The organism is Nostoc sp. C057, assembly GCF_013393925.1.
Classification (GTDB): domain Bacteria; phylum Cyanobacteriota; class Cyanobacteriia; order Cyanobacteriales; family Nostocaceae; genus Nostoc; species Nostoc muscorum_A.
Window position 1 is genome coordinate 12,535 of the sequence record NZ_CP040290.1, and the last position, 23,395, is coordinate 35,929.

Genomic DNA, 23,395 nt, shown 5'->3' on the forward strand with positions numbered 1-23,395 from the left:
ACAGGTCAAGTTTCAACAACTTTTGTGGACAGTCCGATACTGTCTACCGATGGAGTTTGACCAATAACATAGACATCAATCTCTATTTCCCCAAGGCGATATACCTGCAAATTGCTCAGGTTTTCTTTGAGTGTCTGCACAAGAGCTTGAAATCGTTTGACGGTTGCTTTCTCTTCTTCTTCATGCCAATCTTCTTCTGTCGTTGCCACTTGAAAAAAATCGTCAATCCCCACAATTTTAATGGGTGTATCTTGAGGATGATTTGTTTGTTGTATAACTTTTTGGGGTGTTACAGGTGCAGCATCTTCCCAAAGAAAAACTTCAAACGGATACTCGGATTCGCTCATCATGAGTAAACCATTCGCTGCTGTACGAAGCTGATCTAGGATTTCTGAATTAGTTTTGGTCATAAGCATTTAATAGAGCGTAGTTTACCGCCGCAGGAAGGCATCGCAATAAACTATATCATCCATCTATCTGCTTTTTTAGGCAGTATTGGTGGATTTTTATTCATAGTTATTATTTCTAACGATACAAGACAAATAACTAAAAATGGTGCAATTTAATAGTAGTGCAAATATAGGAAATTATGGACGCTGCCAAACGCCTTGCTACTCTAAATCGCATCCGCAAACTCAGCCGCTTGATGGATACATCTATACGTATCCCGCTAACGGGTTTTCGCATTGGAATAGACCCAATTATCGGTTTGATTCCCGGTGCCGGTGATTTAATCAGTACAGCGTTTTCAGCTTATATCATATTTTTAGCAACCCGCTTCGGTATCCCGCGTGAAGACTTAGCCAAAATGATTTTTAATGTAGGTTTAGAAGCAGTTGTTGGTACTGTGCCTTTAGTAGGTGATTTATTTGATGCTTTCTATAAGTCTAATATTCGGAATTTGGCAATTTTGGAGCAACATTTGACAGTGGTTGAACCAGAACTTAAAGAAGTATCTGATGAACTTTACTCTGGTAAGTTCAGCCAAGTTTAAGTAAGAAAGTAGATAGAGTTTTCCAGAAATTGCCCTACACGCTATCATCCATCCACCCACACTCTGGATTTTGACAATCCCAATGCACCCGTGCTGACCAGTCGCGGTCAAACTCATATCCGCATTGAGGGCATTTGCCAGTAAACATAGGATGGGTATCTAGCAGCTCTAGCTGTTGCTGTTGCGTCAATCGCTGTTGTGGTTGCAGTATTAATTCACCGTTGTAGTAGCTTGCCCCTTCCGGTTGCCATAGCTCCTCTACTTCAGCGTTGGGGTCAAGTCGAAAGTCCAAGCAGCTATCCCCCTGTGGCCCTGCTGGGTGAACGGCACAGACGAGGTGAGGATCATGTGAGTAGAGGAGACAGCGATCGCACTCTGAAAGTTTTGGCATATCACCAGTTTATCCAGCACAGGTAACGATGCCTACGGTTCAAGAAGCCTACGTAGTCTGGAATTTTTTGGTATAACATCAGTTTAATCCCCCAACGGCGATCGCCCCTTTACCCTATTGATTTCCTGGCTTGAATTGCTGCAATTCGATGTTGTACTCTGAACAAAAGAGATTGTATATCTTTTATCACTTGCCGAACAGTTTATTAAGCACATCAGCTAGACGGTAGCCTGCCAAACTCATCCGACGTTCTGCTATTGGTTTGGCGGTAGCAGCATAATTTGGCGGTAACGGCTTTCCATCATTTTTATCACTACTGCCAGAAAGTTTGCCATTGAGATATGCTTTTTGTTTAGCGATATTAAAACTCTCTACTTTTGCCCAATTATCAAATTTAGTTTCTCTTAATTCTGGCAATTTACTGCGTTGATAGGAGGCTCTTATCTTAGTTGCGGTGTTGCGAACAGTTTGAAAATTTTCTGAGCCTAGTATGAGGTCATCCCAGAATTTATGCAAACTAATTGTTTGACTATCTGGTTTAACTCTAATATAAAAACGTGTACCGCCTCTATCACCTTCTGGTTCTGGATACTGATCAGTTATTAATTTGGTGGTATGTAGTGGCTGATGCACATCTCCTAATAAATGGAATAGCCAGCATATTGCAACTGCTTTTTCGCTGTTACTAGTAGCACTACTTTGAACAATATCAAGATTTTTTTGAAAAGCATAGATAATATTTTCTTCACCGGGAATTTGACGAGGAATTGAATTTGAAGAACTGCCTGGTTGATAAGGAAAATTTATGTAGTGCCAAGTAGGGTGATCAAATGTTTGATTGCCACGAGCTTCATCTGGCCATTTTGCCGCCCACATAAACAAGTACAAGTTTTTATTTTCAGCAGAAATATTAGATTGTTTGAGGGAATTCCACTGCTGCTCAAATTTAGAGTATTCAGGGTGTTCTTTTAAAATGGCAACCATTTTCTCAATTACTTCTTGATGATTCTGCAAGAGTTCACTGTAGGCGATCGCTCCTGAAACCATGTGGCCAGACTTATTCCAAGCAAAAGCTGGGTACTGCCAAACCAAGATTGTTGATAATACTGTTAATAAAGAAAACTTAGCGAAAGAATGTAACTTCAGCATGAAATTCTTTGTTAGAAAATACAGCTAAAGTATAGGTTGCATTCAGGTAAGTTAGGGTTAAATTTGCATGATAAAAATAAATCACCCTACACAATACTCATATATTTCAATAAACAGAGCTGTACATTAACGAGTTTAAGAGTGCGATGCCACCGGCTCATGGTGGGTACGCCATCGCACTCTTTGATTTTCGGTGCATAGCAAGTGTACTGCTTTGTCACAAGCGATCGCTTCCTCTAATAATTTTTAAGTTACTTTCTTTTTCGCTCTTGCATTTCTTGCTGGCGCATGGGCATAGCGTCAATTTGCTCAAAAATTGCTGCTGCCTGGACAGGTTTTGTGTCACTGCGCTTAACACCACCATCTTTGCCTACCAAAATGACCTGAAAATTTTCTTTATCAACCCCAAAGCGATTTCGCAACTTGACAGCAGAAGATTCATCTATTAACTGTCCGTTGGCATAGCTTTTATCTGTTGCCAAAACCTGAACGAGAACTAAATCCCGGTCTGTAAAACCGTTTTGGTGCTGGTTAAATAACTGCATCTGTTGCTGATAGCTATGGTTATCAACCGACGGTGCAAACACTAGTAACACGCGGTTTTGCCATTTTTGGGAACTAAGGTTAAATGAAGACATTTTGATGGCATGGGTTGAACTTGGGACAGTACCAGCAATGCTGACTGGTGACACGGCTGTACAGGCGGTGAGGGTCAGGGCGATTAATAGTGACTTTTTCACTTCGGGGGTTGAGATGAGCGTTCCATCATCTCAAGCTATCATTAGTTTCCCCGCTATGACTCTATCTGGTGATGGTAATTGAATAAGTGTGATGCTTACCCGCAAGAGCGATCGCTATAAGAATAGCGCCAACCTAAATCCAGGCAGGCGCTATTCTTTTATTGAAATTCAGGGAGAAAATATAGTGAAATGAATTCCCTGATTTTTGTTATTAATTAATTCCAATTTAATTGATTACACAGCACTGCGACGATTTAGCAAGTTCCACAAAAATACCGCAACGATTGCGCCAAGAACCGCTACTGCAATACCGGGAATGCTGAGTGTGGGGGCGGCTAATGTCAAGGTTCCTGTACTGAAGAACACACCCAAACTACCACCAACAAAAGCACCAATAATTCCTAATATGATTGTTCCAAGAATTCCGCCGCCTTGATGACCGGGGTAGATAGCCTTTGCAATAGCACCAGCAATTAGACCTAAAACAATCCAAGCAAGAATATTCATTGTTTTAATTTTATAAACGTTTTTTACCAACAAATACACAATAGCAATCCAAACATTGACATTCCTTCTACCAACAGAACCAATTATTAATAGCCTTGAGGATGAATGCTGTTACTTCTGGTGATATACCCCCTAATTGAGATTGATAATAAATAAAAAAAGCTCCTAGTTGGTCTAAAACTAGGAGCTAATAAATTCATTGCTTGATAATTGCAGTATATGCATTTTTAATGATTTATCTCATCTACTGGAAGAATTATGATTACGGCGGTCGGTTACGTCATCGCACCGTGATTTTTTTTATACCAAGACGGAGAGCAGTGATTAGCAGTATTAAAACCAGTCACATATTAATAGCAGCTATCACTAATTATTGAAGGTAAACATAATTCTGGAGCGATAAATATGCTTCGATTATTTAATTCATTTGCATCCAAGCTCGGCAGTATTAAAGAGCAAAAAACTGAGGGAATGGCGGCGGTTGTTGCCTATTTAATGTTTGCCTCTTACTGTTTAACACTAGTAGCTATACTTTGCGTGGTAGTTGTTTTGTAGTCTAAGTTTTCAATCAGCATAATCTAGGTGGGATGAAACTCTGATTATAAAACTAAGAACATAGTCTTGTGACTATGTTCTTAGTTTATCAGACAAATTTACTTGGTATGCCGAAAAGTAATTTGCTTCAAACCTCCACAATCAGTTACTAGATATTCTCTTAATCTAGCTTGGAAATTCTTCTGTTCATTTTCATGAATTAGGTTTAAATTATGACCAATAACATAGTCGGCTTCTGTCATCCAAAAATCAAGTATTTGGTCTATTTGAGCGATTTCTAAGATATCTGCTATCCGTTGTGCTTCTGATTCTGATAAACTACTTAGACTTGCTAAAGAACAATACTCTCGGATAATGTTCTTCTGCTCATGAGTTAATGGTAACTCTGGATTTTTAATTTCCTTTGAGAAAGAAAAATTGACCATTGGTACTAGCTCCTTATCACCAAATTCTGTTCGGACTTACATATCCATCTAGTTGTAGAATTCGTTAGAGATACGCAGTATCCTTTTAATTTCCAGTTTGTGAACATATTTGGCTTGGTTAACCTCCTATTATACAGTGAGAATGTTTTAGTTTTGTGACCTTACATAATGAATAGTGAAAATATTTTACTTTTGTGACCGCTAATGGCGAAAATTTAGAAAAATTTTATTAACAAGTCACAAAAAAATCATTTTTGTCACTAACAAGTAAAGTTAATCCATTTTTCAACCGAATAAGAAGCCGTAACACTTCCTACTTAGTTAACTGGAGGCAATCGGATGCTATCTTGTGGTCGTAAGGCATTTGACACAGAATTTCAGGTCTTGCTTGATTCTGGGAGTTCTTCTGCCCACTCGATGTTAGCTTTCATTAAGCGCAGCCTTGCCCAATTCAATCTCAGTAATTCTTATAGTCCTACCTGGGTACTAAATGAGGCATATATGCGTGGAATCAAACTTATGGCAAAAGGTGAACACATTGATAAACCGCTTGCTTGGGTTCGAGCAACAGCTTATAACATCATTAGGGAACAGAGCCGAGAACGTAACAGATTTTCACAACTTGATGAAAGCATGATTGAATTTCATGTTAATTGCAGGCTTACTGTTTCTGAAGAAATTGAAGAGGAATTATTCAAAAGAGTAAACCTAGCCTTTGAAAAGTTAGAGCCAGAAGAAAAAGAAATTTTGAGATTGAAGATGATCAAAGATTTATCATGGAAGGAAATTAAATTGCATTTAATTTTACAAGGGAAGGAAGTTCAGAATGAAGCAACATTGCGTAAACGCAAAGAAAGAGCTTTAAAGCATCTTCGCAGCATATATCATTCTTTGGAACTTCAAAATGTTTAGCATTCTTGAGTGCAATTATAAAAGTGTTTGAATACCATTAGTTTTACCTAGCAATGTCTGAAGAATAAATCTGAACGCTTACGAGATATCTGTATAATTTATATTGCTTGGTTATGCATCAAGAAAGTGTAGAGTGAAGCGACCCACCTATCACCAGGCGATGTTTGACGAAAAGCCGCTATGCGTCGGGAGCATATCTACCCTGTTTGGATCGCTGACTCTTTAACTTTTCCTCGCTTGTATATTTTTAGCTGAAATACTCGCTCAAAGTGAAGGCGATCGCACATCTACCTTGTTTGGTCACTGACTCTTTAAGTTTTCCTCTAAGAATGCTTTTAGCTAGGATATTCGCTCAAAGAGAGGGCGATCGCTCTGGCAATGAAAGTGAAATAATAAACTAGTATGCCTTGCTCTGGAGATACAGCCATGACCTACACCATGCACGAAGCTCAAGAAGTGGCAAAGCTTGCTGCTGCTGACATCGAGGCTTGGCTTTACTCCAAACCAGAAACTATTAGCGTTGTTAATGTTGAGAATGACCCAGATTACCAACGCAGAGATATTGACCTCATCTGGACAACGCACAGTGGCGAAATTTTGATTGAGATTAAGGGCGATAGGTGGAATAAAACTCGTAACTTGTTCTTTGAAACTCACAGCAATTTAGAGAAGGGAACCCCCGGCTGCTTCATGTACACTGAGGCAGATTGGCTATTTTATTACTTTGTCAACACTCGCCAACTGTACAAGCTACCAATACCCAAAACGCGGGAGTGGTTTTTGATTACCATGCGGCGGTTTCGGGAGCGCTCGACTACAACACCAGTGGGGAGTAGTTATTACACAACTGTGGGGCGGCTTGTGCCGATTACTACGGTGAAAAGCGCGACAAGAAATTTAGCTTTAAGAGCGTAGGCATCCAGGCACAGGGACGCACAACTATTTTTAAACTCAACTACCGCAACACGGCTCAAGTATTGGGGGTGGCGTATGAATTTGCTAAAGAAGTAATGCAACCCACCGAAACCCAGGATGATGACCAACAAATATTGGTAGAACCGACTAGTGCAGGACGGCAAGGCCCCAAACCAGACCTCATCCGTTTACCCAGTTTTAAACACGAGGTAGATTACCTAGCAGGGCGAGTGCAACAATTACACGAGCGAGATATCCCCTGGAACGAAATAGCAATTATTTATCGCTCCAACTTTATGGGCGATCGCATCTACAACGACTTCCAAGAAGCCCAAATCCCAATAGAGTGGGTAAATGCCAATAGTGACAGCCGCAACTATAACCCGGACGAACAAAGCATCAAACTCATAACCATGTACTCCAGCAAAGGGCTAGAGTTTTCAGTGGTGCTTATTCCTGGCATTGGTTTTATGCCTGACCAGTACGGTCACGGTACACCAGAAGAAGAAGCGCGACTATTGTATGTGGCAATGACACGGGCGATTGAGCAGTTGATTCTGACTTGCGATCGCTCATCAGAATTTACCAGCCGTTTGGAAACGGTATTAGGTAAAGTAATTTGATTGCGATCGCCCCCAAACCCCATGACAAACATCCACAACCTCGGCGTGACCGATACAGAGTATGCAAAGCTGATAGTGCTTAGGCAGCGTTTGGCAGAAGCTGGACGCGATTGAATCTGTTCAAGTCGATGAAGCAGTTTTCCAAGGGCGACATCACTATCATGCGTGAAAGCTTTAATTTCAAGGGATTTAAAAGAAAAGTTGATACTATTGCTGAAGCCGATCAACTTGTTTTAAGTTACCATCCTTCGTGGAACGGAATCAGGGAAGGGAGTTTAGGTCATTGGACTTGGTACTTAGTAGACGAAATTATTGCTGAAGCATGGCTACATCAAAAATCTGGATGGTGGCTCAAAATCAAAATCGTCGATATTAGCTAGATGCAATCAAGGTGTGAGCCAAACAGGGAATAACAAGAAGATGGCTTCTCTTAACTGTGTAAGCTAGTGATCGCTATAAAGTGGCCAGGTACGCCATACCACCTTTACTATGTGTTTTCTAGTACATTACTAGCCAGTTGTAGCGAAGCGATGACCGAGCGCTGTGAGTTGGCTGCTGAGTTCTACAGCGTTGGGTCAACAACTGGCGATTTGTGACTGTTCTGTTCTGTCGATATCTTATTTAAACGGCAATTTAGAGAGTTGTGATGCCAAATTGCCAGAAGCTTTGAACATAGCGCTGTCACTTCAACTTTTACAAGCGAACGCGAGTAGCGCGTCTCGTAGAGAGGAAACCCCAAGTGATTGCACCTATCACACATTCATGTTCATGATTTTTGATTTTGTGACTTAAACCTACCTGCAATAAACTCTCGCTTAAATAAATGTTTTGTCTTGCGTTTGGTAACTCGCTCTCGCCACATACGAAAACTGGATTCTTTCATTTGCTGCCGCATTAAGGCAATTACCTGTTTCTCTTGTAGCCCAAACTGAGTTTGAATAACATCAAAAGGTGTTCTATCTTCCCATGCCATTTCAATGATGCGATCAATAGTTTCGAGATCAAGGTTTGGTAACTTCATGCCGAGAGCTTATAATTGGTCAATTCGAGCTACATCTATTTTACTTTTTGTCTTAAAGAATTACGGTGTTGCTCCCGAAAGCGGGATGATTTAGCAACTAATAAAATCTCTCCCCCTGCTCACCCTGCTAAAATCCCTGTATTCAATACATCAACTACCATGTCTGGCAAAGGATTTGGACAACGCCAACCTACAAAAATCGATAAACTTGTTGAATCTGCGGTGCGTTATTGCCAACAGCGACAGCCAGAAGCATTAGACCAAACTTTTGACAATCTGCCTGTTAAGCTCAACCAGCAAGTAGTGACAGGTATTTTGGCAGCATTTCAGGGAGATATTGATAGCCTAAGTTGGCTGTGTGGTTATTTTGCATCCGAAATTAATAGCACTTCAGACAACCAGAAGCCTCGCCATTCTATTGCAGAACTTAGCAAATTGCTCATAACATCAGGGATGAAACCTTTCGGTGATTTTGCCCCTTACCCCGGTTGTCGCATTGTCATACTCAATACTGATAAGTTTGAATCGCTACCAGAGGAAGTTAAAACCATAGTGCAGCAAGCTTTTAATGTAACGGAACAGTCTGGTGAAGAAGCACAACGGATAAATGATGCCTTGCTGCAAGAACTAACTGTGACCTAAGAGTAGTGAATAGATGCGATCGCCCCCCAACCATGACCAACATCCACAACCTCGGCATGACCGATACCGAGTATGCCCAGCTACTAGCCCAAGGCTACGACCCCAACGTAGAACACCAGTTGATAGAGTTTGGCGAGAGCATAGACCAAGCCCGAAAGCTAGCGCGAGTAGTGGGCTTGACCAAAGACAAACCACCCCAGACTGAGGAGGAGTGGCAAGAGTTCATGGCAGTGTGGGAGGATACTTGCGATGGTTCTCTTGGAAATTGAGCGACACCGGACAGCCCGTCGTAGACATCGCCCTTCATTCAAGCGTTCGCGTTCACCGTCTCGTAGAGAGGAAAACCGGAGAGCGATCGCCCCATTCAAGCCAGGAAAGCAGGGGGGATGGAGGGAATAACTGTTGAGGTGCGCCGTTCAAAGAGGAAAAGCGATCGCTTGCATTGAAAGGTCTGCGATGGCGTACCCGTCCACCGTAGGCGATCGCTCTTTGTCCTCGATCTTCATTCTTAACAGGAATTACGCAAAACTTTTTCGTTTTTCTCACGAAGTAGGGCGTATTGTTGGGGTGGCAGTTAGCTTACTTAGAATATGTTAATAACATCGCTTAATTAACCTGACAAAGCCAAGATTCGCTTTCAATCCGCTCGGCGATTGGATGTTTTGTCGTTGTTCCTGGCTTAGTATCAAGATGCCATCCCTGCCAAATATCTGCCGCCAATTTAGAAAACTCACCTCGTACTTGAAACCAAGTAGGATTATCTTCTCTACTCCATAAGCTACATAGTAAATCTAAAACTTTTTCAGACGTAGAGTTATTCATTTTATTCAGTTCACTTTTGTTTGATTCAATTAACTGATACTCTCCTTGAAAGACACTGCTAAGTCCTTTTTTTGTACTAAAGTTGCCAAGCTTCTTTGAACACCTAGAAATATTGAAGAGTGCATCACACATCCGACGGTTTAAGCCTAAGTATACAGACCCCTTCAAGGCTTTTAAAAAACACTCTAAAGCCTCAATAGGATTATTTTGAATCAAAAGCTGATATTCTCCTTGAAGTAAATTAATTTCTGAAAGAACTGCTTGGCGAAAATTCTCACTATGACCAGTTGTTAAATCATTATTAGCAAGTTTTTTGGCAAAATGTAATGCCTGTATTGACAAATGATCATCTCCAAGTCTGACCCAGACTCGTCCTGCTAAAGCTACCCATCGAGTCATACGTTGAGTTAAACCAATACGCAATCCATAATGAGCTGCTTTCAGAAAATATTCTGCGGCTTGTTCTAGGATATTGCGATCGTCGCAAAGGTAAAGCTCTATACGTGCAATATTTCCATAAATTTCAGACAAGGCTTTATAAACATCTAAACCAGCATCTTTATAACAAGATCCAGGTTTAATTGCACCTCTAATTTTACTATCCCATTCTGACAATCCCAGCCACTTACTCCTCTTGGTGGATTCAAATAAATTTGACTCATGTCCGCAGGAAAGCTCATATAAATAGATATCTGACTGAATTAGAGCCTGTATAGGAATAACCTCTTCTTTTACTTGCTGGTCTTCTTCAAGGACTTCTTTAATTTCTTGAATAAGCTGTTGTGCATTACCGATATTACCTTGAGAATTTGATCGCCTTAACTCCAATCGTTTTGCGAGGAGATAGCAACGGTAGAAGTTGAGTCGATATGAAAAATAAATCTTTTCTTTGGGAATTTTGTTCAATTCATCTCTAGCTGTATTAGCAATACTCTCAATCTCAGTAGATTGGCACTCTTTGTCAAGGAACTGAAAATTCTGAAAAGCCCTCCTTGCTATAGTTACTCGCTTCCTTAAATCAGAGAGAGTTTTAAATGCTGAACTATAGATTTCCAAGTCGAGTTCGTGATTCCAGTCCCGATCTGCTAACCATTGTCTTGCAGCACAGACAATCGCTTGCAGCATAGTGATCATTGAATCCCGGTCAACCCAAATCCCTTGATACTGTTGTTTATTTCCCAGAGTTACTGTTGTTTCAGCTAAAGAGTCAAGACTGCCGTCTAGGGTTTTTGTTAATAGGGTAATGTTAGCTACCTCTTCAGTAAAACCCATGTGTAAGCTACAGGCACTGATCGCATTCTCCATTATTGTATTGCTAGAGGTATACATCCATTCGAGAAGTTCACTAGAACTGCCATCCTGACTAAAGCTACAAGTTACTACCGCCATAATCACTGGACTGAGCGAATCAAGAGACTGTGGTTCTATTTGTGTTGTTAAGCACGCACCCAGAGTACTGAGATTGCGCTCTGCTTGATGAGCAATCTGTACGAACCTATGGTATACATCACTATATTTCTCTTCCTGATTAATGTACTTGGATAAAGTTCGGAATTCTACCTTTTGAACTCTAATATTAAGATTAGCTGGATCTTTAGGCATTTGCTGTTTAATGACAATACTAAGGAAAAGTGCGATCGCTTCTTGCCGAGTGAATTTTGTCTTGCCTCCAGCTTTCAATCTTTCCCAGTTCCGCCGCAGCTTCTCGATAATCTCCAGTCTCAGTTTTAAGCCCAATGTTGGATGTGATTCCCGTAATTCTTCAATCAGATGCCCCAGATAGTCATTCTCCTGATACTCAGAATCCTCTCCAAAATGCTTTTTACTTGAAATAGCTATCTTGTTACTAGCGATCGCCAAAAACTCTTGGGTTGTGGGACGTAAATCTTCAAAATCCAAAAACTCAAGCAATGCAACTACTTGAGCAACTTGAAAAAATCTTTCTTGGGTCACTTTAATAGTACTAATGTTCTCTGGCAAAAAGCCAGCAGACTCCAGTAGTTCATCAGCTCCAATCTCTCCCAATAAGTCTCGCAATTCGTCAGGATTAGATTCAACTTTTTCTCCTCCCTCTATTTTTGATTTTCTTTTGGACGCTCTACGTTTGTAAAGACTCTCACACAGTTTGATCAAGTTTTTACGGTCAACTGGCAATCGTTGCTTCTTGTCTTTATTCAAAAAATTAATCACTACTGGTCGGCTAACACCCATACCTTCTGAGAGTTCGACCTGCGTTGCTCCCATTTTGTCTAAGAAGAAGTGGAGCATCTCCCGTAGTTCTTCTTGATCTCCAGTGCTTTCTTTGTTCATGACTTTTATTCTACATCTAGCTTAAATGTAAATCGTATTGACATTAAACTGCTATAGTTATTATTTTTTTGTGGTTGATGATACAAAATTTTGCAGCTAAAAGTGACCTAAATTTACATTTGGTGGTAATTTGTAGCTTAGGCTACAGATTACGCTATAAAAAAGTGATTTTATATTTTACATAGTACATCAGGTTTACAGTGTATGAATAGTTTCTGCCTCCCAAAGCGGTAGAGCGAATCCTCGACTACTGCGAACAACGGATAGCTAGATTTCAACAATCTAACAACACTGGACTTATGGAAATCCGGTGCTACCCTAATCAAAGTCAGTACAAAGTTGAATGCTGGTGTGGAGATTTTCAAACTTTCCTGATTACGGTAGAAGACCTAGCTGTCTGGAGAACGACTCCGCTGTCTAGACAACGGGAAACCTTGGAAACTGGGAAACAGGTTATCACAAAGCTCAATAGCGCATTGTTTGAGACTTTTCGTCTACAACAAGGTTATGCGACTATTACGATCTTGCATCGTGGACAGGACGGTGAATATGGATTCCTGTTTTGTCCCTCGGTAATCCACGGAATTAAACCTTGTTAATTTTAGAGGTGATAACAGCACAACTACACCTCGTAAATTTTTGAAATGAATCTCGTGTGAGACTGATTCTGAACAACCTAATAAATTTCTACTAACACATCATCGATGGAAATAACCACGACGGATGCTGCTGAAGCTTCAGCACATCCGTTTTTTGGTTTCTGAGAACCAACAGAATAAATTAATCACTTGCAGGGCAAAAAATGAATTTACTCAACAATCAAAACTTTAAGTATTTTGCCTATTTAGCTTTGCTAACTACCTTTTTAGCCGTACTAGCAAAGTTTGATGGAACTGTTATTGTGCAAGTTACGCCTTTAGGGTTACAAGTAGAAGTTAAAAACCATTCTGCGGAGTGTCTAATTGACCCGCAACTGCCAAATATTCAGCCTAAGCTGCTTGACCAGGAATTTGCTTAATACAGGATTTCATAAGTTTGTAAAAGTGTTACGGACTCGGCTTTAGAAACGCTACGAACTTATGAAATGCCATCGGGTCAAATTCCCAACTAAAAGACTTATGTAGACAGCATTTCAGCACACTGATTTTCAGAAAAATAGTCCATATAGGAGTTCATAGCTATGACCACAAATCAGTATAGTTTTCTATTCAAATTGACTGCTAAATTCCTCAAATATTTCTTGGTAGCAATATTTTGGTTTGCGATCGGCTACATTCTATCGATGACTTTTGGGGCTTTGAATATTGTGGCAGTCCTGCTGCCCTTTGCAGGACATTTGTTTTGTAAGCTAGGAATTATCCTGTTGTGTTTGATGACAATAACAATTATCTTAGAGTCCTTGCGTTAAATCAGGACTCAGCAATGCTTCAGTAACTGAAAGTAAAACATTGCCAAACTTGAGCTATTACGAGAAGGATTTCCGCCTCACGTACTACTCACGCTCGGCGATAGACGTTCTTTGATATGCGATGCGATCGCTCTCCCCATTCTTAGAGGAAGCAAGAGCGATCGCCCGACCCCCAAGCGTAATGGATGCTGACGAACCTCAAAGTCCGCAGCCCACGGCGACCAGTCAACCGTCAGACCATCGTGAACGTCGGCAGCTGACCAGTGTTGTCAAAGAGGCCAACGCTATAGCTGCCTCCATACGGCACGATCATCGCGTTTGATCGCACGGCGGCCCGCGCCCAGTCTGCGTTCCCAACTGCCGATGCTGCAAGCGCCGCCAGCCCAGTAGCCTGTATGCACTGCAAGAAGTAGGCGCTGGTCACGAGGAGCAGGTCATACGTGGGCTGGTCGTAGTTCGCGATCGCGAGGAACACGTTCTGGGGCTGCCACGTTGCCTTGCCCCGTACAACCCCGGCCGACTGGATCGCCAGGAGTGAGTCGGCACCACCTGCACCGTTGACAATCTCAGCATAGCGACTGCGCGGCCGACTTGCGGCTTGCTCGGCGTGTCGCCGCCAATTGTCGAGCGGGCGGATCTCCTCGACAGCATAAGTACCGTCGAAGAGTAAGGTGTCGCGGTAGATGAAGTAGCCTACAGGAGCCATCGCGTTTGTCGGCTTTGAACCAGTCAGAATCTGGTCGAGGTAGCCTGCGTTGTACCCGTAGCTGTCGGTGAGTCCCTGGAGCGGCGCACCCCGAAGACTCCCCTCGGCGTAAGCGATCGCTCCGGCATCGTTGCCGTTGAATGCTATGAGCGCGGCGTTAATGCGCGTCACAATCGCGTCAAAGCTATTCGCGGTCGGCGCAAATCCGGGCCGTGGGTTCGGTGAACCTGGCACCGGGAAGCGGATGAAAGCGTCACGCAACCACACGCCGCCAAAATACCCGGCGAGGTGCATCAGCCACAGCAACGTCGAAAGCGACGGGTCGCCGGGTTCGGACGGTCGGAGTGTCTGCTCGAACACGTACACTGGGACGTAGCGTGAGAGAAAGTCGATCGGATTCTGACTCGCCGTCGGGGTTGCACGCGCGTAGGCTCTCACGAGTCGGTCTAGGAGGGCTTGATCCTCGGTCATGACAGTTCGGAGGTTGTCAAAGAACGGGTAGGGGGGCAGGTTGAGACGCAGCCTCTTTTGGCTTTGTGCGACGGCGATGCTGCCGAAAACTCCGGTTCTTGAGAGGGACGTGGCGGCAAGTCCGGTCGCTCCCGCTCTCACCGCGCCAATGAAGAACGCACGGCGCGAGATGTGGTTGTGCATGATGATTCCCTCTGCTACTGAATTAAAATACAGTAAATTTACTAAATCTCCAATTTCAAGAATTTTCTATATAAATTAATGGGCTTATTTATCAACAAGCAACTATCAAGTAAATATTAAGTAAATATCAGGTATAGAGGATAAATCCTAAGAGCGATGCAGCCCGTCGTAGACATCGCATACAAAAAAGCCCAGTCATCTCATAACTGGGCTTTCATTATCTCAATCAATCATTGGAGGTAGAGAAGTTTCAGACTATGCAGCAGGTTGTTCGAGATTAACCTTGACAACTTTGTTCTTTTCTTGCTCAGTTTTTGGCAGTGTCAAATTCAAGATACCGTCTTTATAATCTGCGGTGACATTGGTATTTTGAACTCTAGCAGATAGAGGAATTACACGTTGGAATTTACCATAGTAGAATTCACTTCTTGTAGTGCCATTGTTTTCGGTTTGAGTTTGGGACTTGCGCTCACCGCTAATATGAACAGCATCTTGGGTGACTTGAATATCTAGGTCTTTAGCTTCCAGTCCTGGCAGTTCTAGTTTTAGATGAATCGCATCATCATTTTCTTGCAATTCAGCCGCCGGAACTTTGATAAAATCTCTGTCAAACCGTGCAGATGGGACTCTGGTATTTCCAAATAAGCCGTTGATGTGACGTTCTAAAGCGTTCAAGTCTTGCCAGGGGTTGTAACGAACTAGTGCCATAACTCTTTCTCGGAAAAATTCAGCTATTGTTTAATCGTTTTTGCACTTGGGTTTGTGCTTATGTATTTATAATAAGTAAGCTTAAAACTCCTGTAAATTCGGTTCTCATCACCTCATACAAGGATGATTACCGCACTAAAGTAGACCTAAAATAAGATTACGGTTTACTCGATTTTTGCGGTTCGGTAAACCAGAATAAGAACTATTAATATCACTAATAATCAACTAATAAATCTGCTGTTGAAGGGGATAGTACAGTTAGGCATTGCTTATATTTCCAAAACAAATATGACACTCGCTTTACTCGCTTCGCCATCGCACTCTTCAATAAGCATTTCGATTTAGTCATCGGGAAACTGCCAAGATGAAATACTTTCTACATCTTTGCTACTGCATTGAATACAAGTAACATCAAATGCTGAATCCATCCACTCATAATCGCAAGCACGACAATGACAGAAAATATTATTACGGTTGGCATCTTTTATACCCTGATGCCATTGCTGTAGTTGGTCAGGATTTTGAAAAGGTAAATTATCAGACATTTTAATTTAATCACCACGAAACACCCTACTTAAACGGCTGCCCCCACCGCTCCCAATTTTCCTTGTTGAACGGCGATCGCCACTTTTGAATCAGGCTCAACTCTAGCGCCTGCCGTGCGCGTTGTTCAACTGGAGCATCCCACCAAAAACCAATATTAACTGCCGTCTCTATCTGATAGCGATAATGTAAGTCTTGGTAACTGCTGATGTAATCTTTACAGCCATGAGTCCCACGCCAGCGTTTGTTACTACGACAGGTTTCGCCAATATAAAGTAATAGGGAAGCAGCACTATCAATCACAAAATACAAAGCTGCTTGACCAAAATCATCTGGCATCCGGTAAAAAGCCATTGGTTGTAAATGCAGCGTAAACGGATCTATCGTCTCTGGGTCACAATGCACTGGAGCTAGGTCAAATAATGTCGCCTGCTGCACTGGCTTGGTTTCCCTCACCCGTTGCTGATAGTCCAAAATCTGCGCTTTCCACCTCAGCAAGGCATCAGCACTCATCACCAGCGCCTCTGCTCTACGTGCTGGTGTGGGTTTCACTTCTGGAAATAGGTTTAGTTGATTGGGTTCCAAGGGTATTACGGGAGCGTGGCGACTTGCTGATTATCCCCCAAAACTGAATTGAGTAAACTTGTTAACGGGTTTAAGCGATTCGCATGTTTTGAAACCGGAAACGGAACAATAAACTTATTTTTGCGCCCAAACCTGCGTGACGCGAGGGATGCAAAATATTGTTGTTTCGTCAGCAGCCAATGCCCTTATTTGGGCAATCGTCTGGTCAATCTCTTCTTGTGTTGTCAGTCCAGCTTCAATGAAAGCATCAACTGCCTCAAATAATGATAAATCGACTAGGCGTTTGGCGTTATAGCGCACTACAACGGGTTGCACCAAAGAAACGGACGGTGCAACCAACCCAACATCCTGAAAAACTCGGTATAGCGTGGTTCCAAGACGAAAATGCTGACCGCGAATGTCGCTGATAGCTAAGAAAAGTTCAAAACAACGCTCATAAGCCGGGGATGGCGGATCACAAAAGGCACAGCTAAAGTCTGCTTCCTCGCACACCATTAATCCACCAGGCTTAAGAAGCGATCGCATTTGGTCGAGTGCATCAGTAGGACGAGTTAAGTGCATTAGCAAAAAGCGGCAGTAAACCAAGTCAAAAGATTCTTTAGGTAATCCTATATCGTAGGCATTGCCAAGGGTAAATTTTATATTGCTTAAACCCTGAGCCTCTGCATTCTGCTGCGCCTTTTCTAGCTGTGCGGCACTCATATCTACACCAAAAACAGAGCCGCCAGAACCAACCTGTTGGGCCAGCCAGTTAGAAACATTACCAGTTCCGCAACCAATGTCAGCTACTAACATTCCTGGCTCAAGTCCAACTTGCCGGAATAAGAATTCTGTATAGGGCTTGTGGATGATGTTGAGGATTGAAAGCCGATGTGCGCCTAACTCCCCTGTGGCAAGTGTATAGCGGTCATCTTGTGCCATTTTTATCCCCCATACTACAACTTTCAGACTTCGGTAATTGTATAGCTCATCTGACCGTTTGGATGCTGCAAAGCAATTACAGTCAGCACAGCGCGTAACTGCTCAACTAGAGGCGGAAGTTAAGCAGTTACGCCAAAGTAATAACCAGTTAGAGCAAGTCAATAACCAATTAGATATAGCCAACAAACAATTACAACAGGAGAAAGCAGCTATGGAAACCACAGCACAGCAAGCCCAAACAGTTACTCTGAATGTCACTGAGTTAGATTCTTGGCTAGAAAAGAAAATTATTGAGGTGGTGAACAAGGTAACTCAAGGCATAGCAATAGCACCTGCTACCACTGCCACACCTGCCAAGATTGCACCATCAAGGAAGAGATTGACTGGCAAGCCAAGACTGATGATGAGGTATGGGGGAGCAAAGCGCCGGGGGCAGGTATAGAAAAAATTCGTAGGTCTTATCAGGCAATCTGTTTGTATAACGATACTGTGGCGACTGGGGACGGCGATCGCTTGGCTGTGACTAACCAAGCCCTGAGAGATTTATCTGGCTGTAATGGCTTGCTGGTGCGTGACTGGATTGAGCAACACAAAGACGAAATAATCAGTCATAACGCGAAATTCGGTATGGAGAACAAGAAAGACCCCAGTAACCCTGCTAGCTATGCCAACAAGGGCAAAGACACTAGTATTGAAAGCGAAACTAGCTGCTTAAACATAAGTTTCAGTAATGTATGTAACTGTTCTCACCTGTTTTAGTATAATTAGTAACCGTAACTATACTTAGTTATGTCTAGTTAAGAAAATATAGTCAACTTAACCCCGCCCCACACCCGACCACATATCCCCAGAGCGATCGCCCTTTAGCAAGTCATTAATAATGATGTTCGGGTAGTTATACTGGTGCAATATTTTTGACTCAGTAGATAAAACTGAAGTGCAGTTTCAGGAAGCTTTTATATTCTACGACAGCGCCGTGGATATGCCGGCACTATTCGTTAATAATTCCAAAAGCCTGCACAAAAGTAGCAAGATCCCTTCTAGGGCGAAAGACCCAAAACACGGCGGACAATTCCCGAACGGGTTTGTGCTTGAATCACCAATCCCTGATATGTTGATAGCATTGCTATCTACTTGATATCGATAGCTGTTGCTATCAATTGCGATATCACTATGTCTGACGAGAACAAACCCAGCGAGATGATCCGCATACCCACTCCCCTGATTCCAGCAGTTAGGGAGTTATCCCAGCTGCACCGACAAGGACGAACAAGCGAGTTGCTTCACTCTTTGGATGAATTAATACTGGCGTTGGACAGTAACAGTAGAAGCGCCAACCCTACTTCCCAAACGATATTAGCTATTTGCGAACGACTGGATAAGCTGGAATCACAGAACTTCGGTGAATCTAATAGCAACGAAACTGGAGCAATCCATAATCTCGCCGATTTAGAACAAAAAATTGAGGGGATGACAGCCCGAATGACACAGTTTACCGAGGCGATTATTAAAATTCAAAATCATCTCAACAACCAACCAAGGCGGCAGAAGAAATCGTACTATAACAATTCATCCTATCAAGGGCATACTCCGCGAATCCAACCATTAACGGAAGAAGGTTTAGCTTCAAGACTTGGTGTAAATGTAGAAACTATACGTGAACAGCGAATTAATCTGCATCCACCGCTTTTTGTGGCATGGTGCAAGGGCAAGGATAGATCAGGTATGGGGTGGGAATTTAACGAAAATACGGGGTTATATCATCCGGCAAGTTAACGGCGCTCTTGCGATCGCCCCTAGTCTATTAGCTTGAACATGCCAAATATTCCCTAACTCACATCTTGCACCTAGCCTTAGCGATTATAAATCGCGGCTATATAAACGAAGAAACGAAGTCCGCCTGGTATTGTGAAGACTAACGGAAAATCAAGGTTCAAAACCCGCGCAGGCGTGTTTTGCCTGTGTAGCCAAGCCAGTGCGTTGGGCGGCTCCGCCGACTTGAAGCACCTGGCGTGCGACTTCTAGTCGCCTGGTGCAAGATATAAGCTAATCGCACGCAGCATACTTGCACTACCTTTACTGTTAACCAAAAGAATCGGCGCAAGATGCGATGGACGATTCGCTTCAATAAAACCTGTGGCTGCGTGTTTAGCACTAGCCGTCACCATCACAACAATGTCAGAATTTCTCACCCACTGACGCAGCCTATCATTACCTCCCTTGTCATGACTGAGATAAACTGTCACTTCTTTACAAGCTGCTTCTAAAATACTTTTTACTCTGATTGCTGCGGTTTCTGTGAGAGTGTAAATAAGAACAGATTTACTCTTGAGTTTTTGGAAAATATTCACCTCAACTTCCAGATTTTGCTCGACTAAACTCGCTGGTTCGTCAAGCAAATCTGGAAACGATTCTCCTAAGTGTAAATCTTTTACCAAAGCGCGAAAGATTCCCCTTTGCACTTCATCAATACGTTCTGTAAAACGGCGTAGAGTTTCAGCCGTAGCAAATAGAAGTTGTTCGCGCTTTTCTAGGACTGGGCAAGGATATGATATTAGTACATCAATTAAGTCAAGCATCCAATCAACTTTTTTGGGTGAGGCGAACCTGTCCCAAAGCTCCAAAGCATAGTCTACAATCTCTGTATATTTTGCTGTATTAACTCCCAAAGTTAAAATAGCGATCGCTAAATCATTGAACAAAACCAAATCAACATCCCCACCCTCTGTACTCAGGACTAGCAGTTCTAGCAATGAGTAATAAAGGCTCTCGAACTCGCTACGGGGAAATTGCTCATCTTTCTGAAAAAATCCTAGCAAGTAAGGAAGCGCATCGTGCAGGATAGACTCAGCTGTTGAGCCTACTTTACTTAACAATTCGTCAAATTCTGCCACCGCCTGTGGTTGCATCAGCAAGCTAGTGACATCCCACTCGGCAGAACCCTGGCGTGCAGTGTATAACGCTCGTTCCCAGGTTGGCTTTTTATCAAGTTGCGATAACCACTCCAACCAATTCGTTGGGACAGATAAAGCTGTTGGGGTGTCTTTTGTTGTACCTTTTTGGCTTCCCCGCAGTTGAGTAAGAAAATCTTGGTTCCAACGTACCTTTAGCAAGGCTGTTTGCTCGTCAGCAGTCAACTCGTCAAAGGCTTGCAATACAGCTTTTTCCACCGCCAAAGTTTGCAACTCGTAGGCGCATTGAAGGAGCAAGCGAACTTTCTCTTTCGACGACGTAGCATTACAAAGCAATGAAAAAGCTTGATCAAAGTCTCCATTTTTGGATAGCTGTTCGGCTTGTTGCAGGGGGTCGCCTTCGCTGTTCGGGGTAGAATCTTTTAGCAGTGCAGCTAACCTTTGCAAATAGCTGCGGTGAGTTTCTTCAACTTCCCCAATTGCCAGCAGTTCGTCTCGAAGTGCAGGTTTCGTTGGTTCTCCACCCACCGCCAGCAGCATAAATAATTTCAATACTTCCGGGATTTTACTACCTGCACGGACAGCAAAAAGATTGTTGTAACGGGGGAAAACTACTTCTTGGAAATAGGCTACAGCACTGCCTGGGGCGTTATTGTCCTCAAAATGTTGTAGTTCAGTGCAGTATACTGCCTTCAGCAGAGCTTGGGTAACGGCGAAGGGGCGGCGAACCTGTAAAAGATTGCCTAGTTCCGGGAGGGTAAGCAACTCATTCCATTGCTCTAGTTCTGCTAAGAGTTGCACCCGCAGAAACAGCAGATTCAGCGCATCCAGACGATGCTGGTCTACAAGGTATTGTAGTGAGTTTTCCGCAGCAATGCGATCGCCTGCTTGCAATGCCATATAAAAGTCCCGCAGTACGCGACCTGTGGGACGGGGAATATCTGCGACCCGTTTCACCCGTCTCTCACTCACTCGGCGCATCTGCTCTAGTGCTTCCCAAACATCCGTCGCTTGTCCGCACAGTTTGACCGCAGCGCCTCCAGTAAATTCGTAAATTGCTAATTCTATAGGGTCTTGGGGGTTTAGTTGCGCTCTTTGTCCGCGAAATGTCGAATATGTGGGGCCAACAAACGCCATTAATTCTTCACTCAAACGGCGTAATTGGCGTTCCGAAAGGGCGATGCCGTACCAATCTACACTCTCGGAACGCCAGCAGGGAAGAATTGTTGGCTGAGGTTCGCCTTTGGTCAACAACTCGACCCAAGGACGGATTTTGGCTTGTTTTCCTTCGCCACGTTCAATCTTGCCAAGGTCAAATTTGTTGTCAGTGCCAAAAAACTGCTCTAGGAAGTGGCGGATATCTGCATTGCTGGCATTAGTCATCGCTTTTGAATATCACATAGTTAATATAGTAGGATGTGTAATAAAAAGTACTCAAATTTTTACAGGATAAAAATTAAATAATCCAAAATAGCATTACGCCCCTCCCCATCGGTTAGTAAAAATCAACTGTTGTTCAGCGATCGCTTCTGGGGATGTTTCATAAGTTACAACTTCCTCATTGACTGTAATACCGTTGTAGGTGAAGTTCATCGAACCTGCAAGATAATACCCATCTCCCAGGATACCTTTTGCGTGGAGTTCTTCGGTAATGTGGAATCGCACAGGAACATCCTGATAGTCAGTTTTGCCTTTGATTTGTTCAATAAATCTGTGGTTATGAGAGTCGGGACGGGTAGCAATGTGTACAGTCGTTCCCCGTTCAGCTAGAGTGGCGAGGACTTGGGAGAGGCGAATGCGGGAACGACTCCATGAAGGTTCTAAGCATAGGAAGGTGTTGGCGGTGTTATCGATAACGGGGATGTCAGATATCCACGGAGAAACAAGCCACACGCATTGGCTGGGGGTGATAAGTTCGGCGACGAAGATTGTTTGGAGTAAGTCAGGGATTTGGCGGGAACTTAGGCGTGAGTGAATATAGCGGGATGACATTTCTTCTTATTCTTGACGTGGATCTAACTGGGGCGGATGCCAACCCGCTTCTACCCAAAAACGACGAGCAACTTGAATCGAAGGCTCATCCCGACGTTCATCATTGAAGTCAAAACGATGGCTAGTAGCTCTCCCTGTAGAAGTTGTACCGACAATTTTTGTCCCGTCTTTTGTCCAAATAAAATGCTCAGACCATTGTTGCTGACGGGGATGAAATAGAGGGACTTGTTTTTGAGTGTTGGGATCAGTACCTACTGTAAAATTATAGTGACGCTCATTACAGCGATGACAAGCTAATGCCAAATTATCCAATTCATCAGAGCCACTCAAAGACTGCGGCATGATATGGTCAATGGTAAAACGGTCTGGACTCAAGTATTCTGGAGAGTGACAGTATTCGCAGAGATATTCAGCTCGTTTTCTTACAAGTCTTCGAGTTTGTTCGGACACCATTTACTTTTGGCTGCTAGTTGAGCGTTAATCAAGGTAAATATTCGCTCAAGTTCGGAAATGCCTACATATTCAGCTTCTTCTTCAGGAGTGAGCGCATCAGCTTTTTTCTTCTGCAACAGTTCTTCAAAGCGAGACTGTAGCTCATCGGTAAATTTAAAAAGATAAATATCACCGAATTCGCTCATCCTGATACCAGAAGACATTAAGGATGAGGGTTGAACCATCAATTGAGTAGTCATTGTGTGTTCACAGTGCCTTTGGTTCTATTGTGCCTCAATTAATCAATGATTATAACGGTGTGGGTGGGTGCGATCGAATAATTTCCAGATAATTCTACGTATAGGAACTTTTGCCGATGTTATCGATAACGAGCATACTAAATAGATATCCAGGGAAAACCGAGCCATACGCACTGACTGCGGTTGCTGAGTTAAGCGACGAAGATTGTTTGCAATAAGTCAGGGTTTAGTAGATGCTTAAGTGGGAGGACATTGTAAGTAAACAACA

30 protein-coding genes are annotated in these 23,395 nt (G+C 42.9%); 12 read left to right on the plus strand and 18 right to left on the minus strand.

All coding sequences use genetic code 11. The annotated features are described in order from the left end of the window. Positions 1 to 5: 5 nt before the first annotated feature. Entirely contained in the window at positions 6 to 410 is a 405-nt protein-coding gene (locus FD724_RS37985; RefSeq protein ID WP_179076752.1) for a nuclease A inhibitor family protein, read from the minus strand. A 179-nt stretch (positions 411 to 589) separates the two neighbouring features. Between FD724_RS37985 and FD724_RS37990 the strand changes: the two genes are divergently transcribed. Then, the gene (locus FD724_RS37990) at positions 590 to 994 is read left to right on the plus strand and encodes a DUF4112 domain-containing protein (RefSeq protein ID WP_179076753.1); all 405 of its coding nucleotides are present in this window, start codon (positions 590 to 592) and stop codon (positions 992 to 994) included. Between the two features lie 34 nt (positions 995 to 1,028). Here the strand turns inward: FD724_RS37990 and FD724_RS37995 are convergent, their stop codons facing one another. From FD724_RS37995 to FD724_RS38015, 5 genes are all read right to left on the minus strand, one after another. Beyond that, complete coding sequence (locus FD724_RS37995) at positions 1,029 to 1,385, minus strand: hypothetical protein (RefSeq protein ID WP_179076754.1); 357 nt, start codon at positions 1,383 to 1,385, stop codon at positions 1,029 to 1,031. A 186-nt stretch (positions 1,386 to 1,571) separates the two neighbouring features. Then, positions 1,572 to 2,534, minus strand: a complete 963-nt coding sequence (locus FD724_RS38000) for a S1/P1 nuclease (protein WP_179076755.1) — start codon at positions 2,532 to 2,534, stop codon at positions 1,572 to 1,574. Positions 2,535 to 2,785: 251 nt separating this feature from the next. Further along, positions 2,786 to 3,274, minus strand: coding sequence for a DUF4174 domain-containing protein (locus FD724_RS38005; protein ID WP_179076756.1), 489 nt, complete (start codon positions 3,272 to 3,274; stop codon positions 2,786 to 2,788). 234 nt (positions 3,275 to 3,508) lie between these two features. Then, complete coding sequence (locus FD724_RS38010) at positions 3,509 to 3,781, minus strand: GlsB/YeaQ/YmgE family stress response membrane protein (RefSeq protein ID WP_099101606.1); 273 nt, start codon at positions 3,779 to 3,781, stop codon at positions 3,509 to 3,511. 653 nt (positions 3,782 to 4,434) lie between these two features. Then, the gene (locus tag FD724_RS38015; protein ID WP_114084177.1) at positions 4,435 to 4,761 is read right to left on the minus strand and encodes a hypothetical protein; all 327 of its coding nucleotides are present in this window, start codon (positions 4,759 to 4,761) and stop codon (positions 4,435 to 4,437) included. A gap of 339 nt (positions 4,762 to 5,100) precedes the next feature. Between FD724_RS38015 and FD724_RS38020 the strand changes: the two genes are divergently transcribed. From FD724_RS38020 to FD724_RS38035, 4 genes are all read left to right on the plus strand, one after another. Continuing rightward, positions 5,101 to 5,673, plus strand: a complete 573-nt coding sequence (locus FD724_RS38020) for a sigma-70 family RNA polymerase sigma factor (protein ID WP_114084178.1) — start codon at positions 5,101 to 5,103, stop codon at positions 5,671 to 5,673. Between the two features lie 426 nt (positions 5,674 to 6,099). Continuing rightward, positions 6,100 to 6,588: a hypothetical protein gene (locus FD724_RS38025; RefSeq protein WP_256874772.1), complete on the plus strand. Its 489-nt coding sequence runs from the start codon at positions 6,100 to 6,102 to the stop codon at positions 6,586 to 6,588. A gap of 26 nt (positions 6,589 to 6,614) precedes the next feature. Further along, the gene (locus FD724_RS38030) at positions 6,615 to 7,211 is read left to right on the plus strand and encodes a 3'-5' exonuclease (protein ID WP_256874784.1); all 597 of its coding nucleotides are present in this window, start codon (positions 6,615 to 6,617) and stop codon (positions 7,209 to 7,211) included. Between the two features lie 128 nt (positions 7,212 to 7,339). Continuing rightward, positions 7,340 to 7,591 (plus strand): hypothetical protein, encoded by a 252-nt coding sequence (locus FD724_RS38035; protein ID WP_179076758.1) that lies wholly within the window; start codon positions 7,340 to 7,342, stop codon positions 7,589 to 7,591. A gap of 386 nt (positions 7,592 to 7,977) precedes the next feature. Here the strand turns inward: FD724_RS38035 and FD724_RS38040 are convergent, their stop codons facing one another. Then, on the minus strand, positions 7,978 to 8,232 hold the full coding sequence (locus FD724_RS38040) for a TIGR03643 family protein (protein WP_179076759.1): 255 nt from the start codon (positions 8,230 to 8,232) through the stop codon (positions 7,978 to 7,980). Between the two features lie 159 nt (positions 8,233 to 8,391). Between FD724_RS38040 and FD724_RS38045 the strand changes: the two genes are divergently transcribed. After that, entirely contained in the window at positions 8,392 to 8,874 is a 483-nt protein-coding gene (locus FD724_RS38045) for a hypothetical protein (protein WP_179076760.1), read from the plus strand. Positions 8,875 to 8,906: 32 nt separating this feature from the next. After that, entirely contained in the window at positions 8,907 to 9,143 is a 237-nt protein-coding gene (locus FD724_RS38050; RefSeq protein WP_179076761.1) for a hypothetical protein, read from the plus strand. Positions 9,144 to 9,195: 52 nt separating this feature from the next. Here the strand turns inward: FD724_RS38050 and FD724_RS38055 are convergent, their stop codons facing one another. Both FD724_RS38055 and FD724_RS38060 read right to left on the minus strand, forming a co-directional pair. Beyond that, positions 9,196 to 9,420 carry a hypothetical protein gene (locus FD724_RS38055; RefSeq protein WP_179076762.1) on the minus strand — a complete coding sequence of 75 codons (225 nt, stop codon included), beginning with the start codon at positions 9,418 to 9,420 and terminating at the stop codon, positions 9,196 to 9,198. Between the two features lie 60 nt (positions 9,421 to 9,480). Further along, a complete protein-coding gene (locus tag FD724_RS38060; protein WP_179076763.1) occupies positions 9,481 to 12,006 on the minus strand; it encodes a hypothetical protein in 2,526 nt (841 codons plus the stop codon). Between the two features lie 802 nt (positions 12,007 to 12,808). Between FD724_RS38060 and FD724_RS38065 the strand changes: the two genes are divergently transcribed. After that, positions 12,809 to 13,024, plus strand: coding sequence for a hypothetical protein (locus FD724_RS38065; protein WP_179076764.1), 216 nt, complete (start codon positions 12,809 to 12,811; stop codon positions 13,022 to 13,024). 162 nt (positions 13,025 to 13,186) lie between these two features. Continuing rightward, positions 13,187 to 13,414 carry a hypothetical protein gene (locus FD724_RS38070; protein WP_179076765.1) on the plus strand — a complete coding sequence of 76 codons (228 nt, stop codon included), beginning with the start codon at positions 13,187 to 13,189 and terminating at the stop codon, positions 13,412 to 13,414. Between the two features lie 232 nt (positions 13,415 to 13,646). On the opposite strand, the gene FD724_RS38075 is transcribed toward FD724_RS38070, so the two are convergent. From FD724_RS38075 to FD724_RS38095, 5 genes are all read right to left on the minus strand, one after another. Beyond that, on the minus strand, positions 13,647 to 14,774 hold the full coding sequence (locus tag FD724_RS38075; protein ID WP_179076766.1) for a hypothetical protein: 1,128 nt from the start codon (positions 14,772 to 14,774) through the stop codon (positions 13,647 to 13,649). Positions 14,775 to 15,029: 255 nt separating this feature from the next. After that, complete coding sequence (locus FD724_RS38080; RefSeq protein ID WP_179076767.1) at positions 15,030 to 15,482, minus strand: Hsp20/alpha crystallin family protein; 453 nt, start codon at positions 15,480 to 15,482, stop codon at positions 15,030 to 15,032. 341 nt (positions 15,483 to 15,823) lie between these two features. Then, entirely contained in the window at positions 15,824 to 16,027 is a 204-nt protein-coding gene (locus FD724_RS38085; RefSeq protein WP_094347023.1) for a hypothetical protein, read from the minus strand. A 25-nt stretch (positions 16,028 to 16,052) separates the two neighbouring features. After that, a complete protein-coding gene (locus tag FD724_RS38090) occupies positions 16,053 to 16,610 on the minus strand; it encodes a GIY-YIG nuclease family protein (protein ID WP_313931446.1) in 558 nt (185 codons plus the stop codon). 114 nt (positions 16,611 to 16,724) lie between these two features. Continuing rightward, positions 16,725 to 17,531 carry a class I SAM-dependent methyltransferase gene (locus FD724_RS38095; RefSeq protein ID WP_179076768.1) on the minus strand — a complete coding sequence of 269 codons (807 nt, stop codon included), beginning with the start codon at positions 17,529 to 17,531 and terminating at the stop codon, positions 16,725 to 16,727. A gap of 37 nt (positions 17,532 to 17,568) precedes the next feature. On the opposite strand from FD724_RS38095, the gene FD724_RS38100 reads away from it, so the two are divergent. The 3 genes from FD724_RS38100 (at position 17,569) to FD724_RS38110 (ending at position 19,307) form a co-directional block, all read left to right on the plus strand. Then, positions 17,569 to 17,973: a hypothetical protein gene (locus FD724_RS38100; RefSeq protein WP_179076769.1), complete on the plus strand. Its 405-nt coding sequence runs from the start codon at positions 17,569 to 17,571 to the stop codon at positions 17,971 to 17,973. 32 nt (positions 17,974 to 18,005) lie between these two features. Further along, positions 18,006 to 18,290: a hypothetical protein gene (locus FD724_RS38105; RefSeq protein WP_179076770.1), complete on the plus strand. Its 285-nt coding sequence runs from the start codon at positions 18,006 to 18,008 to the stop codon at positions 18,288 to 18,290. A gap of 414 nt (positions 18,291 to 18,704) precedes the next feature. Continuing rightward, a complete protein-coding gene (locus FD724_RS38110; RefSeq protein WP_179076771.1) occupies positions 18,705 to 19,307 on the plus strand; it encodes a hypothetical protein in 603 nt (200 codons plus the stop codon). Positions 19,308 to 19,552: 245 nt separating this feature from the next. On the opposite strand, the gene dpdD is transcribed toward FD724_RS38110, so the two are convergent. The 4 genes from dpdD to FD724_RS38130 form a co-directional block, all read right to left on the minus strand. After that, a complete protein-coding gene (gene dpdD, locus FD724_RS38115; protein WP_179076772.1) occupies positions 19,553 to 21,826 on the minus strand; it encodes a protein DpdD in 2,274 nt (757 codons plus the stop codon). Positions 21,827 to 21,919: 93 nt separating this feature from the next. Then, complete coding sequence (dpdK, locus tag FD724_RS38120) at positions 21,920 to 22,435, minus strand: phospholipase D-like domain-containing protein DpdK (protein ID WP_104900803.1); 516 nt, start codon at positions 22,433 to 22,435, stop codon at positions 21,920 to 21,922. Positions 22,436 to 22,441: 6 nt separating this feature from the next. Further along, the gene (locus tag FD724_RS38125; RefSeq protein WP_179076773.1) at positions 22,442 to 22,888 is read right to left on the minus strand and encodes an HNH endonuclease; all 447 of its coding nucleotides are present in this window, start codon (positions 22,886 to 22,888) and stop codon (positions 22,442 to 22,444) included. Continuing rightward, a complete protein-coding gene (locus FD724_RS38130; RefSeq protein WP_104900801.1) occupies positions 22,858 to 23,127 on the minus strand; it encodes a hypothetical protein in 270 nt (89 codons plus the stop codon). The genes FD724_RS38125 and FD724_RS38130 overlap by 31 nt, the downstream gene beginning before the upstream one ends. Positions 23,128 to 23,395 lie beyond the last annotated feature (268 nt).